The organism is Nonomuraea diastatica, assembly GCF_004349015.1.
Classification (GTDB): domain Bacteria; phylum Actinomycetota; class Actinomycetes; order Streptosporangiales; family Streptosporangiaceae; genus Nonomuraea; species Nonomuraea diastatica.
Window position 1 is genome coordinate 14138 of sequence record NZ_SMKP01000109.1, and the last position, 20486, is coordinate 34623.

The 20486-nt window shown below is 70.4% G+C and carries 24 protein-coding genes; 16 read left to right on the top strand and 8 right to left on the bottom strand.

Going from position 1 to position 20486, the window contains the following annotated elements:
- The first annotated feature begins 6 nt into the window (after positions 1 to 6).
- The 6 genes from E1294_RS57435 (at position 7) to E1294_RS31950 (ending at position 3739) form a co-directional block, all read left to right on the top strand.
- A complete protein-coding gene (locus E1294_RS57435; protein ID WP_281284543.1) occupies positions 7 to 132 on the top strand; it encodes a hypothetical protein in 126 nt (41 codons plus the stop codon).
- 60 nt (positions 133 to 192) lie between these two features.
- Positions 193 to 276 carry a putative leader peptide gene (locus E1294_RS58305; RefSeq protein WP_354532976.1) on the top strand — a complete coding sequence of 28 codons (84 nt, stop codon included), beginning with the start codon at positions 193 to 195 and terminating at the stop codon, positions 274 to 276.
- 109 nt (positions 277 to 385) lie between these two features.
- Entirely contained in the window at positions 386 to 2074 is a 1689-nt protein-coding gene (locus E1294_RS31935) for a nitrite/sulfite reductase (protein ID WP_132514637.1), read from the top strand.
- Positions 2071 to 2241, top strand: coding sequence for an Insertion element protein (locus E1294_RS31940; protein WP_132514639.1), 171 nt, complete (start codon positions 2071 to 2073; stop codon positions 2239 to 2241). Before E1294_RS31935 ends, E1294_RS31940 begins: the two co-directional genes overlap by 4 nt.
- A complete protein-coding gene (locus E1294_RS31945) occupies positions 2238 to 2966 on the top strand; it encodes a phosphoadenylyl-sulfate reductase (RefSeq protein ID WP_132514641.1) in 729 nt (242 codons plus the stop codon). The genes E1294_RS31940 and E1294_RS31945 overlap by 4 nt, the downstream gene beginning before the upstream one ends.
- Positions 2948 to 3739 (top strand): sirohydrochlorin chelatase, encoded by a 792-nt coding sequence (locus E1294_RS31950; protein WP_132514643.1) that lies wholly within the window; start codon positions 2948 to 2950, stop codon positions 3737 to 3739. The genes E1294_RS31945 and E1294_RS31950 overlap by 19 nt, the downstream gene beginning before the upstream one ends.
- A gap of 30 nt (positions 3740 to 3769) precedes the next feature.
- Here the strand turns inward: E1294_RS31950 and E1294_RS31955 are convergent, their stop codons facing one another.
- A complete protein-coding gene (locus E1294_RS31955) occupies positions 3770 to 4522 on the bottom strand; it encodes a DUF1707 SHOCT-like domain-containing protein (RefSeq protein WP_132514645.1) in 753 nt (250 codons plus the stop codon).
- Positions 4523 to 4699: 177 nt separating this feature from the next.
- Between E1294_RS31955 and E1294_RS31960 the strand changes: the two genes are divergently transcribed.
- A complete protein-coding gene (locus tag E1294_RS31960; protein ID WP_246083427.1) occupies positions 4700 to 6049 on the top strand; it encodes an ankyrin repeat domain-containing protein in 1350 nt (449 codons plus the stop codon).
- Positions 6050 to 6055: 6 nt separating this feature from the next.
- On the opposite strand, the gene E1294_RS31965 is transcribed toward E1294_RS31960, so the two are convergent.
- From E1294_RS31965 to E1294_RS31980, 4 genes are all read right to left on the bottom strand, one after another.
- A complete protein-coding gene (locus tag E1294_RS31965; RefSeq protein ID WP_181958586.1) occupies positions 6056 to 6643 on the bottom strand; it encodes an HD domain-containing protein in 588 nt (195 codons plus the stop codon).
- Between the two features lie 235 nt (positions 6644 to 6878).
- Positions 6879 to 7280, bottom strand: coding sequence for a hypothetical protein (locus E1294_RS31970; protein ID WP_132514647.1), 402 nt, complete (start codon positions 7278 to 7280; stop codon positions 6879 to 6881).
- Between the two features lie 301 nt (positions 7281 to 7581).
- Complete coding sequence (locus E1294_RS31975) at positions 7582 to 8475, bottom strand: maleylpyruvate isomerase family mycothiol-dependent enzyme (protein WP_132514649.1); 894 nt, start codon at positions 8473 to 8475, stop codon at positions 7582 to 7584.
- Positions 8475 to 9032: a sigma-70 family RNA polymerase sigma factor gene (locus E1294_RS31980; RefSeq protein WP_220448039.1), complete on the bottom strand. Its 558-nt coding sequence runs from the start codon at positions 9030 to 9032 to the stop codon at positions 8475 to 8477. The genes E1294_RS31975 and E1294_RS31980 overlap by 1 nt, the downstream gene beginning before the upstream one ends.
- Before the next feature lie 178 nt (positions 9033 to 9210).
- On the opposite strand from E1294_RS31980, the gene E1294_RS31985 reads away from it, so the two are divergent.
- The 6 genes from E1294_RS31985 (at position 9211) to E1294_RS32010 (ending at position 14508) form a co-directional block, all read left to right on the top strand.
- Complete coding sequence (locus tag E1294_RS31985) at positions 9211 to 9636, top strand: OsmC family peroxiredoxin (protein WP_132514653.1); 426 nt, start codon at positions 9211 to 9213, stop codon at positions 9634 to 9636.
- A gap of 110 nt (positions 9637 to 9746) precedes the next feature.
- Complete coding sequence (glgX, locus tag E1294_RS31990) at positions 9747 to 11873, top strand: glycogen debranching protein GlgX (protein ID WP_132514655.1); 2127 nt, start codon at positions 9747 to 9749, stop codon at positions 11871 to 11873.
- Between the two features lie 82 nt (positions 11874 to 11955).
- Positions 11956 to 12132, top strand: a complete 177-nt coding sequence (locus tag E1294_RS31995) for a VOC family protein (RefSeq protein ID WP_425465240.1) — start codon at positions 11956 to 11958, stop codon at positions 12130 to 12132.
- Between the two features lie 68 nt (positions 12133 to 12200).
- Positions 12201 to 12923 (top strand): pyrimidine reductase family protein, encoded by a 723-nt coding sequence (locus tag E1294_RS32000; protein WP_132514657.1) that lies wholly within the window; start codon positions 12201 to 12203, stop codon positions 12921 to 12923.
- Entirely contained in the window at positions 12920 to 14134 is a 1215-nt protein-coding gene (locus E1294_RS32005) for an ATP-dependent DNA ligase (protein WP_132514659.1), read from the top strand. Before E1294_RS32000 ends, E1294_RS32005 begins: the two co-directional genes overlap by 4 nt.
- A gap of 26 nt (positions 14135 to 14160) precedes the next feature.
- Positions 14161 to 14508 (top strand): hypothetical protein, encoded by a 348-nt coding sequence (locus tag E1294_RS32010; RefSeq protein ID WP_132514661.1) that lies wholly within the window; start codon positions 14161 to 14163, stop codon positions 14506 to 14508.
- Here the strand turns inward: E1294_RS32010 and pgeF are convergent.
- Positions 14505 to 15212, bottom strand: coding sequence for a peptidoglycan editing factor PgeF (pgeF, locus tag E1294_RS32015; RefSeq protein ID WP_165977580.1), 708 nt, complete (start codon positions 15210 to 15212; stop codon positions 14505 to 14507). The two genes, E1294_RS32010 and pgeF, sit on opposite strands and share 4 nt — an antisense overlap.
- Before the next feature lie 187 nt (positions 15213 to 15399).
- On the opposite strand from pgeF, the gene E1294_RS32020 reads away from it, so the two are divergent.
- Positions 15400 to 16329, top strand: coding sequence for a U32 family peptidase (locus E1294_RS32020; RefSeq protein ID WP_220448040.1), 930 nt, complete (start codon positions 15400 to 15402; stop codon positions 16327 to 16329).
- Positions 16330 to 16476: 147 nt separating this feature from the next.
- On the opposite strand, the gene E1294_RS32025 is transcribed toward E1294_RS32020, so the two are convergent.
- Positions 16477 to 17550: a class I SAM-dependent methyltransferase gene (locus E1294_RS32025; protein ID WP_132514663.1), complete on the bottom strand. Its 1074-nt coding sequence runs from the start codon at positions 17548 to 17550 to the stop codon at positions 16477 to 16479.
- Between the two features lie 140 nt (positions 17551 to 17690).
- Between E1294_RS32025 and E1294_RS32030 the strand changes: the two genes are divergently transcribed.
- Together E1294_RS32030 and E1294_RS32035 are read left to right on the top strand one after the other, a co-directional pair.
- Positions 17691 to 19124, top strand: a complete 1434-nt coding sequence (locus E1294_RS32030; protein WP_132514665.1) for an aldehyde dehydrogenase family protein — start codon at positions 17691 to 17693, stop codon at positions 19122 to 19124.
- Positions 19125 to 19143: 19 nt separating this feature from the next.
- Positions 19144 to 20019 (top strand): tetratricopeptide repeat protein, encoded by an 876-nt coding sequence (locus E1294_RS32035; protein WP_132514667.1) that lies wholly within the window; start codon positions 19144 to 19146, stop codon positions 20017 to 20019.
- Positions 20020 to 20025: 6 nt separating this feature from the next.
- Here E1294_RS32035 and E1294_RS32040 read toward each other — a convergent pair whose 3' ends face one another.
- Entirely contained in the window at positions 20026 to 20424 is a 399-nt protein-coding gene (locus tag E1294_RS32040; RefSeq protein ID WP_132514669.1) for a VOC family protein, read from the bottom strand.
- Positions 20425 to 20486: the final 62 nt, after the last annotated feature.

Sequence of the window (20486 nt, forward strand, 5' to 3'; positions counted from 1 at the left end):
GCAGGTGTGATCTGCGAGAGCTGCAAGGACAGACGCCACGACGACTGCCGCGGCGGCTCGTGGTGCGACTGCCAGCACCAGAGCGCGGAGCAGGCCAAAGAGTCGGAGCTGGACTGGCCGCGCCAGGGCTGAACGATCCCACACTCTGGACCCCTTCTTGGACATCCCGGACGGCCGGGGTATCTTCGTCTTATGCCAGCGGACCCCATGCTCGTCGGTCGACGCCACGTCGACCTCCTGCGTGTCCGCAGTGCCATCTGTTGCGACGCCCGCTAACCGCCATCTTTCTTTTGCCGCTGAGCGCGTCGCATCCCCTCCTGCACCCCTGCCCTCGATGACGAGGCAGGAGGACCATAGCGCGCGCCCATGAACCGAAGGACGCGCAATGAGCACTCCTGCCAGTCGCACTCCCGCCAGCCGCCATCACCGGCGACCGCGCGGCGAAGGCCAGTGGGCTCTCGGTTACCGCGAGCCGCTCAACAAGAACGAAGAGAACAAGAAGAACGACGACGGCCTCAACGTCCGCCAGCGCATCATCGACGTCTACGCCAAGCGGGGCTTCGACTCCATCGACCCGGCCGACCTGCGCGGCCGCATGCGCTGGTATGGCCTCTACACCCAGCGCAGGCCCGGCATCGACGGCGGCAAGACGGCGATCCTCGAGCCCGAGGAGCTCGACGACCGCTACTTCATGATGCGTGTGCGCATCGACGGCGGGCAGCTCGACCTCGCCCAGCTGCGCACGATCGCCGACATCTCCAACGAGTACGCCCGTGGCACCGCCGACCTGACCGACCGCCAGAACATCCAGCTCCACTGGATCGAGATCGAGTCGGTGCCGGACATCTGGGAGCGTCTGGAGGCCGTGGGCCTGTCCACCACGGAGGCCTGCGGCGACACCCCGCGCGTGATCCTCGGGTGCCCGCTGGCCGGCATCGACACCGACGAGGTGCTGGACGCCACGGAGCAGATCCGTGAGCTGAAGGAGCGCGTCATCGGCAACCCGGCCTACTCCAACCTGCCGCGCAAGTTCAAGACGGCGCTGAGCGGCTGCCCCGCCCACTGCACGGTCCACGAGATCAACGACGTGGCGTTCGTCGGGGTGGTCAACGAGCGCGGCGAGGCCGGCTACGACCTGTGGGTCGGCGGCGGCCTGTCGACCAACCCGATGCTGGCCAAGCGGCTGGGCGTGTTCGTCCGGCCCGACCAGGTCGGCGACGTGCACGAGGGCGTCACCGGGATCTTCCGCGACTACGGCTACCGGCGGCTGCGGCACAGGGCCAGGCTCAAGTTCCTGGTCAACGACTGGGGCGTGGAGAAGTTCCGTGAGGTGCTGGAGCAGGAATACCTCAAGGAGCCGCTGCCCGACGGGCCCGCCCCCGAGCCGCCTCGGAGCAGCCGGCGCGACCACGTCGGTGTCTTCCCGCAGAAGGACGGCGCCTTCTACGTCGGCTTCGCCCCCAAGGTGGGCCGGGTCGACGGCGACAAACTCCATCAGATCGCCGACATCGCCGAGCGGCACGGCTGCGGCCGGGTCCGCACGACGATCGAGCAGAAGATGGTCGTCCTCGACGTCGCACCTGACCAGGTCGACTCCCTCGTGGCCGAGCTGGAGGCCGCCGACCTGCGGGTCAGGCCGTCCACGTTCCGCCGCCAGACGATGGCCTGCACCGGCATCGAGTTCTGCAAGCTGGCCATCGTCGAGACCAAGACGGCCGCCGCCGACCTGATCGACGAGCTGGAGCGCCGGCTGCCGTCGTTCAGCGAGCCGCTGACCATCAACGTCAACGGCTGCCCCAACGCGTGCGCCCGCACCCAGACCGCCGACATCGGCCTGAAGGGCCAGCTCGTGGTCGACGAGAACGGCGAGCAGGTCGAGGGCTTCCAGATCCACCTGGGCGGCTCGCTGGGCGTCGACTCCGGCTTCGGCCGTAAGGTCAGAGGGCTGAAGACCACCGCCAAGGCGCTGCCCGACTACGTCGCGCGGGTCGTGTCCCACTACGACGACCAGAAGAAGGAAGGCGAGTCGTTCGCCGACTGGGTGCAGCGAGCGGACGAGGCCGACCTGAAATGACCACACGAGCGGTTCCCTTCCACTGCCCGTACTGCGGCGACGAGGACCTCGAACCCTACGAGGGCGAACTCGACAACGCCGGGCACGGCACGGGAGGCAGCTGGTACTGCCGGGCCTGCGCTCGTGCTTTCAAGCTGAAGTTTCTCGGGATCGGAGTGAAGATATGACGCTGGTCGACCTCGAGATCGTGTTAAGAGATCAACGTGGCGTGCTCGACCTGCAGGACATCGTCGAGTCCGCCGCGACCGCTCTGGAGGGCGCCCCGGCGCGCGAGATCATCCGTTGGGCGGCGGCGACCTTCGGCGAGCGTTTGTGCCTGACCTCCTCCATGAGCGACGCGCTGCTCATCGACCTGGTGAGCCGGGTCAAACCCGGCGTTGACGTGTTGTTCATCGACACCGGCTACCACTTCGCCGAGACGATCGGCACGCGGGACGCCGTGCGGCAGGTCTATGACGTCAATGTGATCGACATCAAGCCGTCGCGGACGGTCGACGAGCAGGATCGCGACCTCGGCCCGCGCCTGTTCGGCCGCAACCCCGACCTCTGCTGCTACCTGCGCAAGGTGGAGCCGCTCAACCGGGCGCTGGAGCCGTACCTCGCGTGGATCTCCGGCATCCGCCGCGACGAGTCGCCGAGCCGGACGAACACCAAGGTCGTCGAGTGGGACGCCAAGCGGCAGATGGTCAAGGTCAACCCGATCGCCGCCTGGACGCAGGAGGACGTCGACAACTACATCACCGACAACGGGGTGCTGATCAACCCGTTGCACTACGACAACTACCCCTCGATCGGCTGCGCGCCCTGCACGCGGCAGGTCGCCGAGGGTGAGGATCCGCGCAGCGGTCGCTGGGCGGGCCTGGGGAAGGTCGAATGCGGCATTCACCTGTGATCCCCGACAGGGGCTCCGTCCCGTTGGCAGGCGGGGCGGCCCCCGGCCGCGTGCCACTGGTGGCGGTGGCGCACGGGTCACGCGACCCGCGTGCCGCCGCCACCGTGGCCGCGCTGCTCGACCGGGTGCGCCTGGAGCGCCCCGACGTGCCCGTACGGGTGGCCTATCTCGACCACTGCGCCCCCGCCCTCGGGCAGGCGCTGGCCGGGCTCGACGAGGCCGTGGTGCTGCCGCTGCTGCTCACCGAGGCGTACCACAGCCGGGTCGATCTGCCCGCGGCGCTCAACGAGGTCAGGGCGCACCATCCGCGCCTGCGCGTGCACTACGGCACCACGCTCGGGCCGCACCCGATGCTCCTGGCCGCGCTGGAGCGGCGGCTGGCCGGGGCGGGCGTGCCCGCGGGCGACCCGGACACGGCGGTGGTGCTGGTGTCGGCCGGTTCGAGCGACGCCAGGGCCAATGCGGTGGTCTCGGGGATGGCCCGGCGGTGGCGGCGCTCCGGCTGGTGGTCGGTGTCGGCCGCCTATGCCTCCGCGGCCGATCCGTCGCCTGCCGAGGCGGTCTCCGCGCTGCTGCGCTCCGGCGCGCCGCGGGTGGCCGTCGCCCCCTACCTGCTGGCTCCCGGCTACTTCGCCGACAAGGTGCGGCAGGTCACGCTGGAGGCCGGCGCCGAGGTCGTGGCCGACGTGCTCGGGCCCGCTCCCGAGTTGGTCGGCGTGCTGCTGGAACGGTACGAAGCGGCCCAGCGGCGGCCGGTGCCCGTCGCCGGCTGAGCGTCCTCCGCCCGTCGTGGCCCGGCGGGGTCAGTAGCCGCGGCCGAGGTCGCGGTTCATGTCGCGCACCTGCTTGTGCAGGTCGCGGGTCTCGTCGCGCACTTGCCTGTGCAGCTCGCGGGTCTCGTGGCGGAGCTGCCTGCTCAGCTCGCGCCAGTCCTCTCCGTGCAACATCTTCCAGTGTTCCCGCCAGGCCGAGAACTTGCGCTTGAGCGGCTTCGCACGCGAGTCGCCGACCACCTTGACGTCGCCCATCACGGCGTACGCCTGCACGCGCACGACGGGCACGTTCGCTCCCTGCGCGCCCTCCAGGACGTCCACCTTCTTGTCGCCCATGATGGCCACGCCGTCGAGGTCCACGTTCACCCCGTCGGGCACGATGATCTTCACGTCGCCCATCACGGAGATGGCCTTGATGTCGACCGCGTTCGTCCGCACCTCCGCCTCGCGCAGGTCGAGCACCACGTCCCCCATCACGGCGACCGCGCCGAGCTCCTGGTCGATCCGCCAGGTGCCACGCCGCTTGGAGTCGCCCATGATGCCCACGAACCAGCGCCGCTTGCGCCCTGTGGGGGCCGGCGGCGCGGGCGCCGGCGCGCCGCCCGCGGGCAGGTCCTGGGTGAGCAGGGCCAGATCGGCCTGCGTGGCCGCGGTGTACGCGGCTTCCGTGCGGTCGGTCAGCTCGGCGAGTGTGAGCCTGCCCTCCACCGAGGCGACACGGAGTTGTTCGACGACGGCCTCGCGCTCGGCGTCCGACGCGCGGACCTCACCCGGATCAGTCATACTCGCAACATATCGCGACTTGTCCGCCATCGCGCTCCCCGAGAGGAAACTGTCTCGCCTCTGACCATGCGCGTTGCCGTGGAGTTTGAACCTCCGGAGGTCAGGACGCGTACCACGCCATGACACGGGGCCCTGGCATGGTCCGGGGCGCGGCCGGACCAGGCTAGGGTCCCTGTCATGTATGAGGAACAGCTCTACCGCGCGGCGTTGAACGGCGATTCCGAGACCGTGGGCAAGCTGCTGGCCGGCGGCGCCGACCCCAACACGCCCAGCGAGGGCGAGGAGGAGGGCCTGCCGCTCTGCGCGGCCGCGGCCTGGGACCGCACCGAGGTGGCCACGACGCTGCTGACGGCCGGGGCCGAGGTCGACGGCAGGGAGACCGGCGGCTGGACGGCGCTGTTGTGGGCCGCCGCCAACGGGCACGCCGCCACCGCCAGGGTGCTGATCGAGGCGGGCGCCGAGGTCGACGCGATCAACGACGACGGCGACACCCCGCTGTCGCTGGCCGCCAGGCGCGGCGCGCTGGGTGTGGTGCAGGTGCTGCTGGAGGCGGACGCCGACGCCGAGAAGTACGACGGCGACGGCGACACACCGCTCGACATCGCGGCCGACTGGGTGGGCGTGCACCTGGAGAGCGCCCTGCTCGACCAGATCGAGCAGGAGGGCTGGGAGCACACCGTGAACCGCCAGCACACCAAGGACGGCACCGACCTGGTCACCGTGACCGGCCGCTCGCCCGACGGCACGCAGACGGAGCAGGTGCAGGCGCAGCGCGGCCACGCCGCCGTCGCGACCCTGCTGGAGGACTCGACGGGCGTCCACACGCCGGTCGACCGGCTCGTGGCGCGGGCCGTCGCGCACCGCGACCTCGACGAAGACGCGGAGACGTGGTGGATCGTCGCCGACTCGCTGGCCAAGCGCGGCGACGAGGAGACCTACGAGGCGCTGTCCCGGCTGTGCGTGAGCGAGGACGCCAGGGAGCGCGAGTTCGGCGTGGACGCCATCGCCCAGTTCGGCGTCACCGAGGACGGGAAACCTTACGTCGGCAGGACGCTGCCGCTGCTGCAGAAGATGGTCACCACGGAGGGCAACCCGCAGGTGCTGCGCTCGGTCCTGGCCGCGCTCGGCCATCAGGGCGATCCGAGGGCGCTGCCGTACGTCCTGGACATCCTCGGGCGTCCCGAGCACACGCGGACGATGACCGACGCGATCGCGCTGGCCGACGTGCTGCCTCCGGACCACCAGGAGGGTCTCGCGTTGCTCATCGAGATGACCCAGGACGACGACCCGGACATTCGCGACTGGGCCACGGCCGGGCTCGCGGGCCTGCCGGGCGACACGCCCGTCATCAGGGAGGCGCTGGCGGCCCGGCTCACCGACACGAACCTGCGCGCGGTGGCCGAGGCCACGCGCGGGCTCGCGACCCGCGGCGACGGGCGGGCGGCGCAGGGGGCCGAGCGGGTGCTGGCCGAGAGCGACGACGAATACGCCAGAGACCTCGTCACCCAGTCGCCGGAAGCCGAGTGAGCGTGGTCAGTCGCCGTTGAGCACGCGGGTCACCCATTCCAGGGTCCCCGTGCTCAACGCCTCCTCCGCCAGGCGCTTCCCCGTCGTGGTCTTGATCGCGGCGAGCGAGCTGTCGATCCAGCCCTGCACGTTCTGGTGCCCCTGCTCCCGATATTCGACCGCCTGGATGAGGCACTCCAGTTTGTCGGCGTCGCGTGCGCAGACGGCCTCGAGGCTCGCCTTCTCCTCGTACTCGGCCACCGCGTCGCCCACCATGTCCGCCACCTCCGCGGACACGCCCCGCACCTGGTCGGCGGTGACGTCCTCGTTGGAGGCCGCCTTGAGGTAGCGCTTGCCGATGTAGGGGATGTCGGTGATGCGGGTCTCCTGCGTGTCATGGAACAGGCTCATGAACGCGGCCCGCTCGGGATTGGCGCCCTCCAGTTTGGCGATCATGCCCGCGATGACGGCGGCGCGGAACGAGTGCTCGGCGATGCTCTCGGGGTCGCGTACGCCCGCGACCAGCCACCCGGTCCTCTTGTAGCGCTTGAGCAGCCCGAACTCGTACAGCAGCCCGGCCAGGCCCGTCACGTCTTCCATCACGTCATCAGTCATGTGGCCCCCTCTCGTCGTGCGCGGCGGGCCGGTCCTGGATCGGAGCCGCCCGCCAAGGATTAATCAGGATGATGGAGTTCGACCAGATTCGCAACAGCCTTTGGCCATATTTCACCCCGAGCCCGTATTATCCGGCACATTCAGCGGATAAATAGACGAATGCCGCGGCCGGCCATCCGGCCACGGCATTCGTCCTTTCCTTGGGAGGCGGTGACGCCACCGCCCACCGCGGGCGCTACTCGTCGTCGATCGGCCACCAGTCGAAGAAGTCGAACTCGCCCTCGTTGTCGTGCGGCCCTTCGGTCTTCGTCGGCGTCGGGGACGGCGTGGGCGTCGGCGTCGGCGTCGGCGTCACCACGACGATCCGCGGCCGGACCGGCTGGTCGTCATGGTGGCGCTTGTGACGGAACTTGCGATGGTGATGGTGGTGGTCGTCGTGGTGGTGATGGTGACCGCCCCACCAGGGACCCTTGGGCCAGCGGTTGCAGTGACGCTTGCACCCGAGCACCGGCTTCTCTCCTGCGACGACCCCGACCCCGGCGGGGACGACGGCAACGCCTGCGCTCGCGCCGGCGATCCCCTGGCTCACGGGAAGGAGCATGACGCTGGCGGCCGCGCCGGCCAGAGCCACTGACATGATGCGCCTTTTTCTCGGCGCGCGCGGTTGCCGACTTTCTGTATTCACGTGCATTCTTTTCCGTTCATGGGTAGATCGACCCAGAAAATCCGAAACCCATCATGATCGAGTGTCCGGACAGAGGCAGACTTACCCAGGAACGGAATCTCGTTTAACCCCATGAACCCAAACAACGCGTCAAATCAAAGGGCCCTGGAGGAGGGGTCGTTCAACAAGGTTTTCGCCGTTGTTTGCCCGCCAGGGGGCATGGCACGAGGGTGATCTACCGAGGCCTCCGGCCGCATCACCGGGAGGAGCCCGGCTACGGGCCGGACAGAGCGGGTGCGGCGGTCAGGACGTCCCTGGCCAGGGCGAGGTCACCGCCCAGCTCCGCCGGGAAGGCGACCGGGTCTCCCCTGCCGCCGAGCAGGAAGCAGAACGCCACCACGTCCGCCGTGATGCTGACGTCGGGAGTCCCCGGGGTCGTCTCCTCCGCGCCCAGGGGGATGCGCCACTCGCCGCCGCCGTCGCCCGTCAAGGTCAGGTGCAGGGTGTGTCCCGCGCCGCCGTCCATCCCCGAGAGGAGCATCGTCCAGGGCAGCAGGCGGGCGCACAGGTCGGCGGTCGGGTGGATGTGCTCCGCGATCGGATCGGGCAGGCGGACCCTGGCCGTCCTTGCGGCGTCGGCCGTGTGGATCCAGGTCTCCAGGCTCCGGCCGAGAATGTGGTCGCCCAGCCCTGCCTCCAGGCCGTCGAGGGTGGCCGCCGTCGCGGGATCCAGATCCGCCAGGTGCCGGCAGAGCGCGTCCGCCTGGGCGCGCCAGTCCCTGCGCGTCTGCTCGGAGCTGCGCGACCGCTCGTACGCCTGCAGATCACGGGTACGGGCCAGCGAGTCGGTCGTGTCGACGGGCGGCCCGAGCACGGGAGCACCGACGGAGGCGGCCAGCAGGCCGTCCTTGGCGGCTAGGTGGGCGACGAGTTCCTGCAGGGTCCAGCCCTCGACGATCACGCGCGACCAGTCGTCGTCGGCCGCCTCGGCGAGCAGGGCGTCCATGGCGGCGACCCGGCCCGCGTACGGTTCCGCCCAGGCGGCGGTGGGCGCCGCGGGCCTGCGCCGGGCCCTCGCGCCGGCCAGGAGCTGGGGACGCAACGAGTGGGCCGGCACCGCCGGGTCCGCCATCAGCGCGTCCAGGTAAAGACGCTCGACGGGGTCCATCACACCTCTTCCTCCGCGAGCGCGTCCGCCAGGCGCCGCAACGCCAGCCGGATGCGCGATTTCGCCGTGCCCTCGGGCATGCCGAGTTCCTCGCCGACCTGCCGGTAGGTCCTGCCGCCGAAATAGGCGAGTTCGAGTGCCTCCCGCAGGCTGCCGGGTAACGACGTCACGGCCTGCCGCACCCGCTCGGCCTCGTCGGCGGCGAGCACGGTGTCCTCCGGCCTGGCGGGGTCGCGTTCGAACAACCGCGGCCCCAGCGCCGACACCCGGCGCCGTTCCTCCGCGCGCACGTGGTCGACCGCGCGCCGGTGCGCGATCGTGGCCAGCCAGGCACGCAGGGACCCGCGCTCCGGGTCGTAGGCCAGCGGACGTTCCCAGAAGACCAGGAACACCTCCTGCGTGATGTCCTCGGCGATCACCCGATCCCTGGTGACCCGGAGGGAGAGGCCGAAGATCAGTGAGGAGAGCCGGTCGTAGATCTCCCCCAGGGCGGACTCGTCGCCGCCGACCACCCGCTGGTGCAGCACGCGGTCGTCGCACGGTGCCTCCACTGGCACCACACTCCCGTTTACATCCGGATCAAGGCGGCACGTGCGCCGCGACCCGAGCATGTCACTATTCGTAGGAAACGTAGAGCTGGATATCGGGCGAATGTCCCCGTGCCGGTGCGCGCCTCCGCGGGGCACGATCCGGTGCGCGATAGCTTCGGAGATCCACGACGGAGGGAGCACCACCATGGCCACCACGCGCACCGCCACCACCCAGTGGAAGGGCGCTCTGCTCGACGGCTCGGGCAGCGTCTCGCTCGATTCATCGGGCGTCGGCACCTTCGAGATCTCCTGGCCGTCCAGGGCCGAGGCGGCAGGCGGCAAGACCTCGCCCGAGGAGCTCATCGCGGCCGCCCACTCGTCGTGCTTCTCGATGGCGCTCTCCCACGGGCTGGCCGGCGCCGGCACGCCCCCCGCGTCACTGCAGACCAGCGCCGACGTGACGTTCCAGCCCGGCGAGGGCATCACGGGCATCGTGCTCACGGTGAAGGGGCACGTCCCCGGCATCACGGCCGAGCAGTTCCAGCAGGCCGCCGAGACGGCCAAGGCCAACTGCCCGGTCAGCAAGGCGCTGGCGGGCACCACGATCTCGCTCAACGCCGAGCTTCTCTAGCTCCTGCCTCGGGAAGGCCGGCGGCGAGCACGCGCGCGGCCGGCCCGGTACGAAGGGCGATCGGCTCAGTGCAAGACCAAGCCCGCTTCAACGTGCGACAATCAGGTCACATGCGCGAGGTCTGGCCGGGCGAGCCCTATCCACTCGGCGCCACCTGGGACGGCGTTGGCACCAGCTTTTCGGTGTTCTCAGAGGTCGCCGACCGGGTCGAGCTATGCCTTTTTCACGACGACGGCACCGAGGAGCGGGTCGACCTGCCCGAGGTCGACGGGTTCGTCTGGCATGGCTATCTGCCGGGCATCCAGCCGGGGCAGCGCTACGGCTACCGCGTGCACGGGCCGTACGAACCGTCACAGGGCCACCGGTGCAACCCCGCCAAGCTGCTGCTCGACCCCTATACCAAGGCCATCGACGGCGAGCTGACGTGGAACCAGGCGCTGTTCCCCTACTACTTCACCGATCCTTCCCGGCGCAACACCGAGGACAGCGGCCCCTACCTCCCGAAGAACGTCGTGATCAACCCGTTCTTCGAGTGGGGCAACGACCGGCCGCCGCGCACGCCGTACCACCAGACCGTGATCTACGAAGCTCACGTGCGGGGGCTCACCATGCGGCACCCCGGCGTGCCGCCCGACCTGCGGGGCACGTACGCGGCCGTGGGGCATCCGGCGGTCATCGAGCATCTGCTGTCGATCGGGGTGACGGCGGTCGAGCTGATGCCCGTGCACCACTACATCCCCGAGCACTTCCTGGTGGCGCGCGGGCTGACGAACTACTGGGGCTACAACACCATGGCCTACCTCGCGCCGCACGGCCGCTACTCCGGCGGCGGCACGCGGGGGGAGCAGGTGCTGGAGTTCAAGGCGATGGTGCGGGCGCTGCACGAAGCGGGCATCGAGGTCATTCTCGACGTGGTCTACAACCACACCGCCGAGGGTGACCACATGGGCCCCACCCTGGGATTCAGGGGCATCGACAATGCCGCCTACTACCGGCTGCACGACGGCGACCGGCGCTACTACCTCGACTACACCGGCTGTGGAAACTCCCTGAACGTGCGCTCGCCGCACGCCCTGCAGCTGATCATGGACTCCCTGCGCTACTGGGTGCTGGAGATGCACGTCGACGGGTTCCGCTTCGACCTGGCCTCCGCGCTGGCCAGGGAGCTGCACGACGTCGACCGGCTGAGCGCGTTCTTCGACCTGATCCAGCAGGATCCGGTGATCTCGCAGGTCAAGCTGATCGCCGAGCCATGGGACGTGGGGCCGGGGGGCTACCAGGTCGGGAACTTCCCGCCGCTGTGGACGGAGTGGAACGGCAAATACCGCGATATCGTGCGGGATTTCTGGAGGGGCACACATTCCGCGCTGCCGGAGTTCGCCTCCCGGCTGACCGGCTCCGCCGACCTCTACGAGTCCTCCGGCCGCCGCCCGGTCGCCTCGATCAACTTCGTCACCTGCCACGACGGCTTCACCCTCACCGACCTGGTCTCGTACGACCACAAGCACAACGCCGACAACGGCGAGGACAACCGCGACGGCACCAACGACAACCGCTCGTGGAACTGCGGGGCAGAGGGCCCGGTCGAGGATCCGAAGATCGTCACGCTCCGCCGCCGCCAGCGGCGCAACTTCCTGGCCACCCTGTTCCTGTCGCAGGGTGTGCCGATGTTGTCCCACGGCGACGAGATCGGCCGCACCCAGCGCGGCAACAACAACGCCTACTGCCAGGACAACGAGCTGGCCTGGGTCGACTGGTCGATGCTGCAGCCCGAGCACGAGCTGCTCGACTTCGTCAGGGCGCTGTCCAAGCTGCGCCGCGAGCATCCGGTCTTCCAGCGCCGCAGGTTCTTCCACGGCCGCCACCCCGACAACGGCAAGCGCGACCTGGTCTGGCTCACCCCCGGCGGCCGCGAGATGACGGCGGGCGACTGGCACATCGGCTACGCCAAGTCGCTGATGGTCTATCTCAACGGCGAGGCGATCACCGAGCCTGGGCCGCGCGGCGAGCGGATCGTGGACGACTCGTTCCTGCTGCTGATCAACGCTCACCACGAGAACATGTCGTTCACGCTGCCCGGCGAGGAGTTCGGCGGAGGATGGCTGCCGGTGCTCGACACCAACCACGACACGGTGGAGGACGCCTTCGCCGACGAGTGGCGGGCCGGCGACCTGGTGGCGGTCACGGCACGCTCGCTCCAGGTGCTCCGCCAGCCGCGGCGCACCGGCAACGCCTGACGGCCTCAGCGGCCGACCACGGCGGGGCAGGGACGTCGAGGCGAATCGCGTCCCTGATCGCGGGCTGCCGCTGAACTTCGCGGTGGAGAATGCGGACGCCGAAGGGGAACGGCTCGTCATCGGCGCGGGACTCGAACTGCGCAGCGAGGACTTCGGGCAGCGGCACTTCATCGTGGCCGATCCCAACGGGGTCCTCATCGACGTCATCACCCCCATCGCGCCGTCGGCGGCGTACGCCGGCCAGTACGTCGATCCATGACACCCGGTCGACTGGCGCCCCCTTCCCCCAGGGGGCCGAATGTCGGTGGGGTGTGCCAAGGTGGAGGAGTGCGGCGCATCTATCCCGACATACAGGACAACCCGGACATCGTGCAGGCGTACGCATACCCCGGCGACCGGCCGTGGTTGCGCGTCAACATGGTCGCCAGCACCGACGGCGCGGCCTGGCTGAAGGGCCGCTCACGGGGGTTGTCGAGCAAGGGCGACCGGCGGATCTTCCAAACCCTGCGCGGGCTGGCCGACGTGATCGTCGCGGGCGCCGCGACCGTCCGCACCGAGGGCTACGGCCCGGTGCCGCCGCGCGACTGGTGGGCCGAGATCCGCGAGGGCCGGCCCGAGGTGCCGCCCATCGCCGTCGTCACCCGCAGCCTCGGCTTCGACCTCGACGCCGAGTTGTTCACCGACGCGCCCAGCCGGACGATCGTGATCACCTGCGAGGCCGCGCCCCACGAGCGGCGCAAGGAGGCAGCCAGGCACTGCGACCTCATCGTCGCCGGCGACGACGGCGTCGACCTGCCGCTGGCCATGTCCGAGCTGCACCAGCGCGGGCTGACCAGGGTCCTGTGCGAGGGCGGCCCCCGCGTCAACGCCCAGCTCTCGGCCTGCGGCCTGATCGACGAGCTGTGCCTGTCGATCAGCCCGATGCTGGTCGGGGGCGGCGCGGCCCGCATACTCAACGGCGAGCCCGCCCAGGTCCCACTCGATCTCAGCCAGGTGCTGGAAGAGGAGGGGGTCCTCTTCTGCACATACACGAGGGAGCAGAGCCGATGACCGAGCCCACAGAGCCGACTGGGTCCGCCGGGCCGACTGGATCCACCGGGCCGACTGGATCCACCGGGCCCACCGTCACCGCCGTGCCGGTCGAGGAGCCGGAGCCGGTGCCCAGCCTGCCGGTGCGCCCGCCGGTGCCGCCGATGCTGGCCAAGCCGGTCAAGGCCATGCCGAAGCAGGACGGCACGCTGTTCTACGAGCCGAAGTGGGACGGCTTCCGCTGCATCATCTTCCGCGACGGCGACGAGGTCTATCTGGGCAGCCGCAAGGAGCGGCCGTTCACCCGCTATTTTCCCGAGCTGGTCGAGGCGGCCAGAGCCGAGTTGCCCGACCGGTGCGTGGTCGACGGCGAGATCGTCCTGCCGATGGGCTCGCAGCTCGACTTCGACGCGTTGCAGCAGCGCATCCATCCCGCCACGTCGCGGGTGACGATGTTGTCGGAGCGCACGCCGGCCCAGTTCGTCGCGTTCGATCTGCTGGCGCTGGATGACGAGTCGCTGATGGAGGCGCCGTTCTCCGAGCGCCGCACCCGGCTGGAGGGCCTCTTCCCCGCGAAGGGCGGGTCGATCCGGCTGACCCCGGTCACGACGAGCGAGGAGCAGGCACACGAGTGGTTCGAGACGTTCGAGGGCGCGGGTCTCGACGGCATCATCGTCAAGCCGGGCGACCAGCCCTACATCCCCGACAAGCGCACGATGTTCAAGGTCAAGCACGAGCGCACGGCCGACGTCGTCATCTGCGGCTACCGCGAGCACAAGTCGGGGCCGATCGTGGGGTCGCTGCTGCTCGGCCTCTACGCCGCCGACGGCCGGCTGCACCACGTGGGCGTGGCGGCGTCGTTCCCCATGGCACGCAGGGCCGAGCTGGTCGAGGAGCTCAGGCCCTACATCGCGGACCTGAGCGAACATCCGTGGGGCCACTGGGCCGAGCAGGCGGCGGCCAACGCCGGCCAGCCTGCCGCCGGGCCCGCGACGGGCGGGCAGCGGGTGCCCGGCGCGGTGTCGCGGTGGAACGCCAAGAAGGATCTGTTCTTCATCCCGTTGCGGCCGGAGCTGGTGATCGAGGTGGCCTACGACCAGATGGAGGGCGACCGGTTCCGGCACACCGCGCAGTGGCGGCGGTGGCGGCCCGATCGCACGCCCGATTCGTGCACGTACGAGCAGCTAGAGCGTCCAGTTAGTTACAACCTCGATGACATCCTTGCCCGCTAGCCGACTATCCCGTTATATCTCGATACATGACAACTGGCGATGAGCTGAAGGCAGCCGTATCCGCCCGCCGCGATCTCGGGCCTGACTTCGAAGACGCCGTCGTGGAGTCGTTCCTCGACAAGATGGGCCAGGAGATCGACCGGCGGGTGGACGAGCGCCTGGCCGAGTCGCCGCAGGGCAAGCAGGCGGCCCGCGCTTCCGGCCCCAACGACGCGCAGCGGCTGGCCCTGGCGATCGTCTCGCTGAGCCTGGGCACGCTGGCCACCCTCGCGATCGTGCTGACCGGAGACAGCCGCGGGTCCTATCTGATCCCGATCTGGCTCGGCATCATCATCGTGAACGCGATCTTCAACGGCCCCCGGAAGAAGGGCTAGGCCAGCCAGATGAGCCCGGCGAACCTGCCGCCGGGCTGCTCGCGGCGGTGGGAATAGAGCTCCTCCGACTCGATCGTGCAGCGCGCGTCATGGCGCACGTCCGCCAGTCCCGCCTCACGCAGCTGGGCCTCGATCCCGGCGCGCAGGTCGAGCGCGGGCGTCTGCCACGACGTCGTCGACCAGGTCTGCGGCACCTTCCCCGCCACCCGCCCGCGCAGCTCGGCCGGCACCTCATAGCAGCGGCCGCAGGCGCCTGGCCCGATCAGCGCGACCATCCGCGCGGGGTCGGCGCCCTTGCCCGCCATCGCCTCCACCAGCGCGGTCGCGATGCCCGCTTCGGTGCCCGGACGGCCCGAATGCGCGGCGCCGACCATGCGCGCCGCCGGGTCGGCCACCAGCACCGCCGGGCAGTCGGCCCCGAGCGAGGCCAGCGCCAGCCCCGGCTCGGTGGTGAACACGCCGTCGAGCGCGGGCGGCTCGTCGCCGAACGGCTCGCTCACGAAGGCGACGTCGGTGCCGTGGACCTGGCGCATGAAGACCACGGCGCGCACTCGCAGCTCGGCTGCCAGGGCCGCGCGGTTGGCCCGCACGGCCGCCGGATCGTCGCCGACCATGCCACCGAGATTGCGCGAACCGTAGGGCGGGGTGCTGACCCCTCCGTGCCGATCGGTGACGGCGACGTGCACTCCAGGGGCCAGCAGCATGCCTCGATCTTAGAGGCAGGGCCGGGCTGCGGGACGCTCCGGCCCCCCGCGCGGCAGGTGAGCTACCGTGGCAGGGATTTCCGGCACGGCGCACCGGCCGCCCGTCCATGGAGCGGCCGGTCACATGGACCCGCGGACAGACCAGGGCGGCACCGGCCGGCGCGGAGCTACGCGGGAGGAGACCCCGATGACCAGCCTTGCCGACCTGCACGCGCTGATGGCCCGGCTCGGGCACGCGGTGGTGCAGGCCGCCGTCCCCTCGGCGTCCCGGTTCGCGGACGGCGCCCCCTACCGGTTCGAGATCCCCAGCGTCGAGGGGCCTGAGGTGCTGGAGGCGGTCGTCGCGGAGGCCGACAGGCTCGGCGTGCCGGTCGCCAGGACCTCGCAGGGCAGCGGTGTGATGATGCTGACCGACGCCGAGATCACGCGGATGGCGCGGATCGGCGCCGAGCGCGGCATGGAGGTGAACCTGTTCCTCGGCCCGAGGGCCGCCTGGGACACGGGCGGGCAGGCCAAGCTGACGCAGGCCGTGAGCGCGGCGGCGCGCGGGAACGCCGTGGTGGCGGCGTGCGTGGCCGACGCGCTGCGGGCCTGCTCGCTGGGCATCCGCAGCCTGCTCGTCGGCGACCTGGGCGTGCTGGAGGTGCTGCGGGAGCTCAAGGAGGACGGCACGCTGCCGGCCGGCCTGGTGCTGAAGACGTCCGTGCTGATGCCGCTCACGAACGCGCCCACCGCGGCGGTCTACGAGCGCCTGGGCGCGACCACGGTCAACGTCGGCACCGACCTCACCGTGCCCCACCTGGCCGAGATCAGGGCCGCCACCCGGCTGCCGATCGACCTCTACCTGGAGGTGCCCGACGACCAGGGCGGGTTCGTACGCTTCTACGAGGCGGTCGAGATCGTCCGCGCCGCGGCCCCGGTCTACCTCAAGATGGGGCTGCGGAACGCACCGAACATCTACCCGTCGGGCGGGCACCTCGGCGCGGTGCCGAAAGAGCTGGGCCGCGAGCGGGTGCGCCGGGCGGCGCTGGTGCAGCGGCTGATCGAGCAGCTCGACCCCGAGCTGAAGCGGCCGGCCGGCGGGCCCGCGGCCGACCTGGGCGTGCCGGTGATCTGAGCGGCCCCGCACGGCCCGTCCGGGCCGGGGGGGTTCAGCCCGCGGGTCCGGGCCACGTCCGGGCCGCGATTCAGCCGGTGGGTCCGGGCGGCACGTCCGGGCCGCGGGGTTCGGCCGGTGGATGTGCGGCGGGGCCGAGCGGGCGGTTCAGGTGCCGAACCGGCGGACCGTAAGCGGGCCGCCGCCCCAGCGGCCGATCGCCTCCTCGTCGGCGAAGGCCAGCACGCGCATCATGTTGCCGCCGTCGCTCAGCTCCACGTTGCGGCGCAGCCGCCGGCGCAGGTCCTCCGGCAGGGCGGTGGTGCCCGCCTCGATCGTGTCACCGTAGTGCGGGGCGAAGGCGACGCCCGCGAAGCCGGTGCGGCGCAGCAGCGTGGGCACGGTCTCGGAGGAGTAGAACATCAGGTGGTTCTTGGTGAAACCGCTCCACGCGTTCCCGTACGCCTTGAGCAGCAGCGACCGGGCGTTCACGGTCAGGATGAGCAGCACCCCGCCGGGCGCGAGCAGGCTGCGGAACTTCGTGAAGTCGTCCAGCGGCCTGGGCAGGTGCGCGAGCACCGACCAGAGGGTGATCACGTCGAACCCGCCCGCGGCGATCTCCGGCACGTCCTCGGGCGCGCCGTGGAAGGTTTTCGCCCTGCTCAGCCGCTCGTTCGCCTGGGCGACGGACTCGGGCGACAGGTCCACCCCGAAGGCCTCGAACCCGCGCTGCTCGGCCAGTTCCAGGAACAGGCCGACACCCGAGCCGAAGTCGAGCAACCGCCGCTCCTTGCCCTCGTCGAAGACCGGTGAGAACGCCTTCATGGTCAGGTCGTAGCGGCGCTGCCGGTTGGCGGCGTACTTGCCGGTCAGGAACGCGTTGTAGCCGGTGGCGTACAGGTCGCCGAGGCGTTCGGGGCGGACGTTCGGGTTGCGGTAGAGAAAGCCGCAGGAGGGGCACCGGACGACGTGATAGCGCCAGCCGTTGCCTCCGGTGGGCTCGAAGAGCGGCTGCTGGCGGGACTCCCCGCACATCATGCAGGCCAGGAACTCCTCGATCTCGCCCAGCGGCCTGCTTCGCTCATAGTCGGCCAGCGGCATGATCGGGGCGCTTCTGATCAGCCGCTTCCACTGCACCTCCCTGATCAGCCGCTCCCCGGGCCGGACGTAGACCCGTTGGCCCCAGGGAACGCGGTTGTACCGTTTGCCGTACATCAGCCGGCCTAGCAATCTTTTTGTCATCTCCACCACCCTGCGGGGCGTTCTGCCCTGACAGAGACGACCTAATGCGTCCAGTTTCGAGCGCTTTACGTGATCTTTGGATTAGGTGCCTTCCTCCATCGTGCTGGTCTCCGTATCCAAGCAAGCATATGCTTGGGCGCGTGGCTGATTATCGGAATCTCATCGGGGGCGAGCTGGTGGCCGCCACCCGGACGATCGACTCGGTCAACCCGGCCACCGGCGAGGTGTGGGCCCGCATCCCGGCAGGCGGTGCCGCCGAGGCGCAGGCCGCCGTGGCGGCGGCCACGCGGGCGTTCCCCGCCTGGTCGAGCCTGCCCGCGGCAGCCAGGGCGCACGTCCTGCGCAAGGTCTCCGAGCTGTTCGGCCGCCACGCCGACGAACTGGCCCGGCTGGAGACCCGCGACAACGGCAGGATCCTGCGCGACACCCTCAAACGGGACCTGCCGGGCATGGCATACCTGTGGCAGCTCGCCGCCGGGCAGTGCCTCGACGCGGTCAAGGGCGACACCGTCCTCCTCGGCCCCGACGCGCTCGGGCTGACCCGGCGCGAGCCGTACGGCGTGGTGGTCTGCATCATTCCGTGGAACTCCCCCATCTCGACCTTCTCGGCCAAGGCCGCCTACGCGCTGGCGGCCGGCAACACGGTGATCGTCAAACCCGCAGAGCAGGCGAGCGCGTCCGTGTTGCGGCTCGGCGAGCTGCTGGCGGAGGTGTTCCCGCCCGGCGTCCTGAACATCGTCAGCGGCCTGGGCGAGGACGTCGGAGACGCCCTGGTGCGCCACCGCGGCGTCGGCAAGATCAGCCTCACCGGATCGACCGCCACCGGCCAGGCGATCACGCGCGCCTCCGCCGACGCGCTGAAGCCGATGACGTTCGAGCTGGGCGGCAAATCGCCCAACATCGTCTTCCCCGACGCCGATCTGGACGCGGCGGCCCAGGGCGTGACCGTGAACTCCGTGTACACGGGCAACGCCGGCCAGGTGTGCGTGGCCGGCTCGCGCATCCTCGTCCACCACTCGATCTGGGACGAGATGCTCGGCCGCATCAAGCACATCTGCGCGGGTCTCGTCCTGGACGACCCGCTCGACCTGCGGACCACGATGGGACCGATCGTCTCCGCCGGCCAGTACGAGCGCGTGACCTCATACCTCGAGCTGGCCGAGAAGGAGGGTGCCGAACGCGTCTTCGGCGGCCGGACCGGCGCCGACGTGGTGCCCGGCCTGCCCGGCGGCTACTGGGTCGAGCCCACCCTCTACACGACCACGGACAACGCGCTGCGCGTCTGCCAGGAGGAGATCTTCGGTCCGGTGGCGGTGGCCATCCCGTTCGGGTCGGACGAGGAGGCGCTGGACCTCGCGAACGACTCACCGTACGGGCTGGCGGCCGGCGTGTGGACGCGCGACCTCGGCCGCGCGCACCGCTTCGTGCGCGATCTGCGCAGCGGCACGGTGTGGGTGAACACCTTCCGCCAGATGCCGCCGGGGCTCCCGTTCGGCGGCGTGAAGGACAGCGGGTACGGCCACGACTCGGTGCTCGAGTTCACCCGCGAGAAGGCGGCCATTATCCAGATCTAGTCGGATAGATTTACCTCCCATGAGCGAGGGGATCAAGGAACAGTCCGGGCTGTCGGAGGCGGCCGCCCAGTCGCGCGCGTCGGTGCTGCGCAGCCGCGCGGAGTCGTACATCGCCTTGTCGCGGCACGACGCCGCGATCGCGGACCTGACCGAGTCGATCACGCTGGCACCGGACAACGCCCGCGCCTGGCGGCTGCGCGGCGAGAGCCATCGCGTCATCGAACGCTACGATGCCGCGCTGGAGGACTTCGACGAGGCGCTGAAGCTGGAGCCGGACAGCGCGTACGCCCTGGGCTCCCGGGGCCAGACCTACGCCGCGCTCGGCCGCCTCGACGACGCCATGGCCGACTTCGAGCACGCGCTCACCCTCTCCCCCGGCTCGTTGTGGATCCTGGAGGCGAAGGCGGACGCCCTGGTGGACCTGGACCGGCTCGACGAGGCCCTGGCCGAGCACGCGAAGATCATCTCCTTGGACGAGGACCTGGCGTACTCATGGGTGGCCCGCGGCGACCTGTACCAGCGCATGAACCTGTACACCGAGGCCATCGACGACTACACGAAGGCGCTGGAGACCGACCCTGAGTACGTGCGCGCGCTGAGCAGGAGGGGCGAGGCGTACCGCATGACCGACCAGTACGACGAGGCACTGGCCGACCTGAACCGCGCACTGGAGCTGGACCCGGAGAACGACCGTGCCTACGGCAGCCGGGGTGCGGTGCTGAGCGAGATGGGCGACGACGAGGCGGCGCTGAAGGACCTGAACCGGGCGATCGAGCTGGACGCCCGCTACATCTGGGCGTACCGGGTGCGGGGCGAGATCCTGCAGGAGCTGGACCGCCACGAGGAGGCGGTGGCCGACTTCTCCCAGGCCCTGCACCTGGAGTTCGGCGACTGAGCCGGGTCAGCGCGGGTCGCGGCGCAGGGGATGGCCGGGCGGCACCTGCACCAGCACGATACGGTGGCCGTCGGGATCGGCGATCCACGCCTCGATGAGCCCCCACGGCTCGGTGCGGGCCTCGCGCAGGACGGTCACTCCCGTCCGCCGCAGCCGCTCCTCCTCGGCGACCACGTCGCGCACCTGCAGCCAGAGCGACACCCCCGTGTCCGTGCCGTCGCCGCCGCTGCCATTGCCGCTGCCGGAGAGCTCCAGGAATCCCTGGCCGAGGAAGAACACGACACCCGGATGGTCGGGCGGGCCGAACTCGCGGTAGACGGCCAGCCCGAGTGTCTCGGCGTAGAAGCGGCGGCTGCGGTCGAGAGCGTTCGGCCGCAGCAGGATCCGGCTGCTCAGCACCTCCATGCCCGGCCTCTACCCGCCTCACCGCCGCATACGACCCGGAGATGTTCACCCCGGCGGATCAC

What these genes read in the sequence shown, in the direction of transcription:
- E1294_RS32020 (WP_220448040.1), top strand. Translation starts at nt 15,400, where the DNA reads ATGACCAGCCTTGCCGACCTGCACGCGCTGATGGCCCGGCTCGGGCAC.
- glgX (WP_132514655.1), top strand. Translation starts at nt 9,747, where the DNA reads ATGCGCGAGGTCTGGCCGGGCGAGCCCTATCCACTCGGCGCCACCTGG.
- E1294_RS31945 (WP_132514641.1), top strand. Translation starts at nt 2,238, where the DNA reads ATGACGCTGGTCGACCTCGAGATCGTGTTAAGAGATCAACGTGGCGTG.
- E1294_RS32005 (WP_132514659.1), top strand. Translation starts at nt 12,920, where the DNA reads ATGACCGAGCCCACAGAGCCGACTGGGTCCGCCGGGCCGACTGGATCC.
- E1294_RS31965 (WP_181958586.1), bottom strand. Translation starts at nt 6,643, where the DNA reads ATGACTGATGACGTGATGGAAGACGTGACGGGCCTGGCCGGGCTGCTG.
- E1294_RS31940 (WP_132514639.1), top strand. Translation starts at nt 2,071, where the DNA reads ATGACCACACGAGCGGTTCCCTTCCACTGCCCGTACTGCGGCGACGAG.
- E1294_RS58305 (WP_354532976.1), top strand. Translation starts at nt 193, where the DNA reads ATGCCAGCGGACCCCATGCTCGTCGGTCGACGCCACGTCGACCTCCTG.
- E1294_RS31975 (WP_132514649.1), bottom strand. Translation starts at nt 8,475, where the DNA reads ATGGACCCCGTCGAGCGTCTTTACCTGGACGCGCTGATGGCGGACCCG.
- E1294_RS31985 (WP_132514653.1), top strand. Translation starts at nt 9,211, where the DNA reads ATGGCCACCACGCGCACCGCCACCACCCAGTGGAAGGGCGCTCTGCTC.
- E1294_RS32010 (WP_132514661.1), top strand. Translation starts at nt 14,161, where the DNA reads ATGACAACTGGCGATGAGCTGAAGGCAGCCGTATCCGCCCGCCGCGAT.
- E1294_RS31950 (WP_132514643.1), top strand. Translation starts at nt 2,948, where the DNA reads ATGCGGCATTCACCTGTGATCCCCGACAGGGGCTCCGTCCCGTTGGCA.
- pgeF (WP_165977580.1), bottom strand. Translation starts at nt 15,212, where the DNA reads ATGCTGCTGGCCCCTGGAGTGCACGTCGCCGTCACCGATCGGCACGGA.
- E1294_RS32025 (WP_132514663.1), bottom strand. Translation starts at nt 17,550, where the DNA reads ATGACAAAAAGATTGCTAGGCCGGCTGATGTACGGCAAACGGTACAAC.
- E1294_RS31960 (WP_246083427.1), top strand. Translation starts at nt 4,700, where the DNA reads ATGTATGAGGAACAGCTCTACCGCGCGGCGTTGAACGGCGATTCCGAG.
- E1294_RS32035 (WP_132514667.1), top strand. Translation starts at nt 19,144, where the DNA reads ATGAGCGAGGGGATCAAGGAACAGTCCGGGCTGTCGGAGGCGGCCGCC.
- E1294_RS32040 (WP_132514669.1), bottom strand. Translation starts at nt 20,424, where the DNA reads ATGGAGGTGCTGAGCAGCCGGATCCTGCTGCGGCCGAACGCTCTCGAC.
- E1294_RS31955 (WP_132514645.1), bottom strand. Translation starts at nt 4,522, where the DNA reads ATGACTGATCCGGGTGAGGTCCGCGCGTCGGACGCCGAGCGCGAGGCC.
- E1294_RS31935 (WP_132514637.1), top strand. Translation starts at nt 386, where the DNA reads ATGAGCACTCCTGCCAGTCGCACTCCCGCCAGCCGCCATCACCGGCGA.
- E1294_RS31970 (WP_132514647.1), bottom strand. Translation starts at nt 7,280, where the DNA reads ATGTCAGTGGCTCTGGCCGGCGCGGCCGCCAGCGTCATGCTCCTTCCC.